A 4,041-nucleotide genomic window follows, 5' to 3' on the forward strand; every position below is an offset into this window, starting at 1 on the left:
GGTAGTGTGGGGTCTCCCCATGTGAGAGTAGGTCATCGCCAAGCGCCTAATTAAACAATGAAGCCAGCTGAATAGCTGGCTTTTTTGTTTTTGATGTTTTTCTCACAGCTTCATCAACTTGTTTGTGCTCATCTTTAACTCTTGCTCAAAAGCTCAAAAGCTTGAGTCATGACGTATCTGTTTTACCGATCAATCTCAGTTTGCTGCAATTCTAGGGTGAAGCGTTTACAATGTCGCTTTTATCGCGGCAGAACATCATCATGTCTTTTCCATACTCGCTAAAACCATTTAATACTTTTGGCGTGGAGCAATCCTGTTCATCATTGATTGAAGTCCATTCCAAGATGGAATTGCAAACGACTTGCTTATCTTTATATCAATCAAAGCGACCAATGCTTGTACTTGGTGGTGGCAGCAATATCGTATTTACCGATGATTTTAATGGCACTGTAGTGCGAGTATTGTCTAAAGGCATTTCCTGCTCCGAAGATGACACTCACTTTTATCTTGATGTTGAGGCGGGTGAAAACTGGCATGAATTGGTCCTATTTAGCTTAGATCAGAACATGCCTGGACTTGAGAATTTAGCCCTGATCCCGGGCACAGTTGGCGCAGCTCCGATTCAAAATATCGGTGCTTATGGTGTTGAGTTTTGTGATGTTTGTTATTGGGTTGAATATCTTGATGTTGAGTCTGGCGACTTACTAAGGCTTACGGTCGATGAATGTGAGTTTTCATATCGCGAGTCGATATTTAAAGGCAGCTTACGCGACAAAGCTGTGATTACCGCTGTTGGTTTGCGCCTCCCTAAAGCTTGGCAACCAAAATTGGGCTATGGCCCGTTGCAATCATTTAACGCCGAGACGGTGACCCCAAGGGAGATTTTTGACCGTGTCTGTGAGGTGAGGAGTGAGAAGCTGCCGAATCCTGAGGTGCTAGGTAATGCTGGGAGTTTTTTTAAGAATCCAATCGTTAGCACATCAGTTTATATTGAACTAGCTCAACGCTTTCCAAGCATTGTTGGTTATGCTCAACCCAATGGTGAGGTCAAACTTGCTGCTGGTTGGCTGATTGAGCATGCGGGTCTTAAGGGCTTTGCCCTAGGAAACGCGGGAGTGCATGCGAAGCAAGCCTTAGTATTAGTCAATTTAGGCCATGCAACTGGCCAAGATATTTGTCGATTAGCATTACATGTGATTGCGCGAGTGAATGAGGTTTTTGGCGTTAAGCTAGAAGCCGAGCCAAGAATTATGGGATTAACAGGGGAGACGAGTCTCGATGTCTGATAACTGGTTGAGAAAACGCGAAATACTGGGATTACTGTCGAGCGAACATTTTGTCTCGGGTGAAGAGTTGGCGACACAACTTGGCATTTCTCGTGCGGCGGTGAGCAAGCATGTCGATGCTTTGGAAGACTATGGCGTGGCGATCTACAGTGTCAAAGGCCGCGGTTACAAGTTAGCGAATCCTATCTCCCTTATCGACTCGGTTCGGTTAATTCAGTCGATTGATAATCGCTGCTTTTATTTTGATGAGATCTCAAGTACTAACGGCTTTATGTTAAGTCACATTGGTGAGCTTAAGAGTGGCGACCTGTGTGTAGCTGAATACCAGTCGGCAGGGCGAGGTCGCCGTGGTCGCACTTGGGTTTCTCCCTATGGGCATCATTTATATTTCTCGCAGTTTTGGTCATTCCCCCAAGGGATGGCACAGGCCATGGGCTTAAGCCTAGTGGTGGCTTGTAGTTTAGTTGAGGTACTGAAATCCTTTGGTGTTGATAATATCGACGTGAAATGGCCAAACGATATTTACCTTAATTATAAAAAGCTTGCTGGGATTTTAATTGAAATGTCAGGGCAGGCGGATAGCGAGTGCCAATTAATCATTGGTATTGGTGTTAACATGGCTATGTCGGAAGACCAAGGTAAGGGAATTGACCAGCCTTGGAGCGACTTGTCTAGCTTGACGGATATGCCAAATAAAACGGATCTCGTGATTGCACTACACAAACAGTTGAAGAGAGACATACAGTTGTTTGAGCGTGAAGGGCTGGCAGCCTTTAAAACGCGCTGGCAACAGGCGGATCTATTCCATGGTAAAGAAATTCGTTTACTGATGGGCGAGAATCACGTTGACGGTATCTGTCGAGGGCTCGATGAGCAAGGTGCAGTATTGTTAGAAACCGCCGATGGCATACAAGCCTATATCGGCGGAGAAATCAGTTTAAGAGCAAGATAAGATTATTTACGCAGTAAAACGTGTGACATCAAATGATCCTGTCCTTTTTGTAGGATCAGATGCGCTCGTTCCCTTGTGGGCTGAATATTGAGCTGCAAATTGGGACCGTTGATTGTGTCCCATATTTTCGCCGCTATAGTATAGGCTTCATCATCCGTTAGGCTAGCATAGTGATGGAAATAGGACTTTTCATCACTAAATGCCCCTTTGCGAAATTGCAAAAAGCGCTCTTGATACCATTGCTTCAATAAATGCTCTTCGGCATCGACATAAATCGAAAAATCGACAAAGTCGGAGACAAAGGGCCTACGTATATCGACTGGCGAATCTAAACCAGTTTGTAAAACATTCAGTCCTTCGAGGATCAAAATATCGGGCTGCGAAACGGTTTGATGCTGGCCGCGAATACGATCGTAAGTCACGTGGGAATAGATAGGCGCATTTACATGGGCTTGCCCGGATTTTACCGCCGAAATAAATTCGACCAACATCTTCATATCGTAACTTTCAGGAAAGCCTTTGCGTTGCAATAGCCCTTTACGCTTCAAATCTGCCAGAGGATATAGAAAACCATCGGTCGTAACTAAATCGACTTTAGGATGCTCGGGCCACTGGCTTAGTAACGCCTGTAAAATACGCGCAGTGGTACTTTTACCCACGGCAACACTACCGGCAATGCTGATGATATAAGGACTACTTGAGGGCTTTTGCCCGAGAAACTCATCAAGGACTAAACCACGTTGTTGTTTGGCTTTTACAATTAAGTTAAGCAACCTGCTCAGAGGCAAATAAATATCAGTGACTTCGGAGAGCGAAACCTTCTCATTGATACCCCGAAGATTCTCCAAGTCTTGTTCACTCAGCGTCATTGGCACTGCGTCCCTCAAAACAGACCATTGTGCGCGCTCAAAGGCAAGATAGAGTGCTTTTTGAATTGGATTTTTTGACGTCATTGGCTTTCCTCGGCTTAGGAATCGCACAGTACACCATGACTTAAGTATCGACAATATAAAATCAATTCATGAAGCTCGGTTTCTAGCTCTTCTAGCCTTATTTACTGAATAAATGCTTGCCAACATCAGTTTGAGGGTAAAAAAGCATCATTTGATTGCTTTTTTTAAACAAATCGTCGATTTTTGCTTGCACTTGGGCACACATTTACCTAATATCCCGTTCCGAAATGATTTGCCGGCATAGCTCAGTTGGTAGAGCAACTGACTTGTAATCAGTAGGTCCCGAGTTCGACTCTTGGTGCCGGCACCATTTTACTGGAGGGGTTCCCGAGTGGCCAAAGGGATCAGACTGTAAATCTGACGGCTCCGCCTTCGAAGGTTCGAATCCTTCTCCCTCCACCATTTTCTAGGTAGTTAGGTAGCCTTAGTTAGGTTGCGCGGGCATCGTATAATGGTATTACTCCAGCCTTCCAAGCTGATAACGCGGGTTCGATTCCCGCTGCCCGCTCCAAATTTAGTTGCTGATATGGCTCAGTTGGTAGAGCACACCCTTGGTAAGGGTGAGGTCGGCAGTTCGAATCTGCCTATCAGCACCAGCCTTTCTGAATTAAGCTCCTATACCTAAATTAATCGGTTCGATGTCATTTATATGCATCGGATTTTTTCTATATGTATGTTTTCATCACCAAGACTCTTGGATTGAGGCAATACCATGGCTAAAGCTAAATTTGAACGTTCTAAGCCCCATGTTAACGTGGGCACCATCGGTCACGTTGACCATGGTAAAACCACTCTGACTGCAGCTATCTCTCACGTACTGGCTAAGACCTACGGTGGTGAAGCTAAAGAC

Annotated in this window: 4 protein-coding genes and 4 tRNA genes; 7 read left to right on the plus strand and 1 reads right to left on the minus strand. The window is 44.9% G+C overall.

The features are described 5' to 3' along the window. The first annotated feature begins 260 nt into the window (after positions 1–260). Together murB and birA are read left to right on the plus strand one after the other, a co-directional pair. The gene (gene murB / locus HG547_RS20475; RefSeq protein ID WP_169548851.1) at positions 261–1,286 is read left to right on the plus strand and encodes a UDP-N-acetylmuramate dehydrogenase; all 1,026 of its coding nucleotides are present in this window, start codon (positions 261–263) and stop codon (positions 1,284–1,286) included. Further along, the gene (gene birA, locus HG547_RS20480; RefSeq protein WP_169548852.1) at positions 1,279–2,238 is read left to right on the plus strand and encodes a bifunctional biotin--[acetyl-CoA-carboxylase] ligase/biotin operon repressor BirA; all 960 of its coding nucleotides are present in this window, start codon (positions 1,279–1,281) and stop codon (positions 2,236–2,238) included. The genes murB and birA overlap by 8 nt, the downstream gene beginning before the upstream one ends. Positions 2,239–2,240: 2 nt before the next feature. Here birA and coaA read toward each other — a convergent pair whose 3' ends face one another. Then, positions 2,241–3,191 carry a type I pantothenate kinase gene (gene coaA / locus HG547_RS20485; protein WP_037417855.1) on the minus strand — a complete coding sequence of 317 codons (951 nt, stop codon included), beginning with the start codon at positions 3,189–3,191 and terminating at the stop codon, positions 2,241–2,243. 234 nt (positions 3,192–3,425) lie between these two features. Between coaA and HG547_RS20490 the strand changes: the two genes are divergently transcribed. The 5 genes from HG547_RS20490 to HG547_RS20510 all read left to right on the plus strand — a co-directional run. Then, positions 3,426–3,501 (plus strand) — tRNA-Thr (locus HG547_RS20490). 7 nt (positions 3,502–3,508) lie between these two features. Next, positions 3,509–3,593, plus strand: a tRNA-Tyr gene (locus HG547_RS20495). A 35-nt stretch (positions 3,594–3,628) separates the two neighbouring features. Continuing rightward, a tRNA-Gly gene (locus HG547_RS20500) sits at positions 3,629–3,702 on the plus strand. A gap of 9 nt (positions 3,703–3,711) precedes the next feature. Beyond that, positions 3,712–3,787: transfer RNA gene (locus tag HG547_RS20505), tRNA-Thr, on the plus strand. Between the two features lie 116 nt (positions 3,788–3,903). Beyond that, positions 3,904–4,041 (plus strand): GTP-binding protein (locus tag HG547_RS20510; protein WP_248278779.1); only part of this gene is annotated, 138 nt, incomplete at its 3' end.

This window comes from Shewanella sp. DNRA4 (genome assembly GCF_012843185.1).
GTDB lineage: Bacteria > Pseudomonadota > Gammaproteobacteria > Enterobacterales > Shewanellaceae > Shewanella > Shewanella xiamenensis.

Coding starts and splice junctions, on each gene's coding strand:
- murB (WP_169548851.1), top strand. CDS start 261: ATGTCTTTTCCATACTCGCTAAAACCATTTAATACTTTTGGCGTGGAG.
- birA (WP_169548852.1), top strand. CDS start 1,279: ATGTCTGATAACTGGTTGAGAAAACGCGAAATACTGGGATTACTGTCG.
- coaA (WP_037417855.1), bottom strand. CDS start 3,191: ATGACGTCAAAAAATCCAATTCAAAAAGCACTCTATCTTGCCTTTGAG.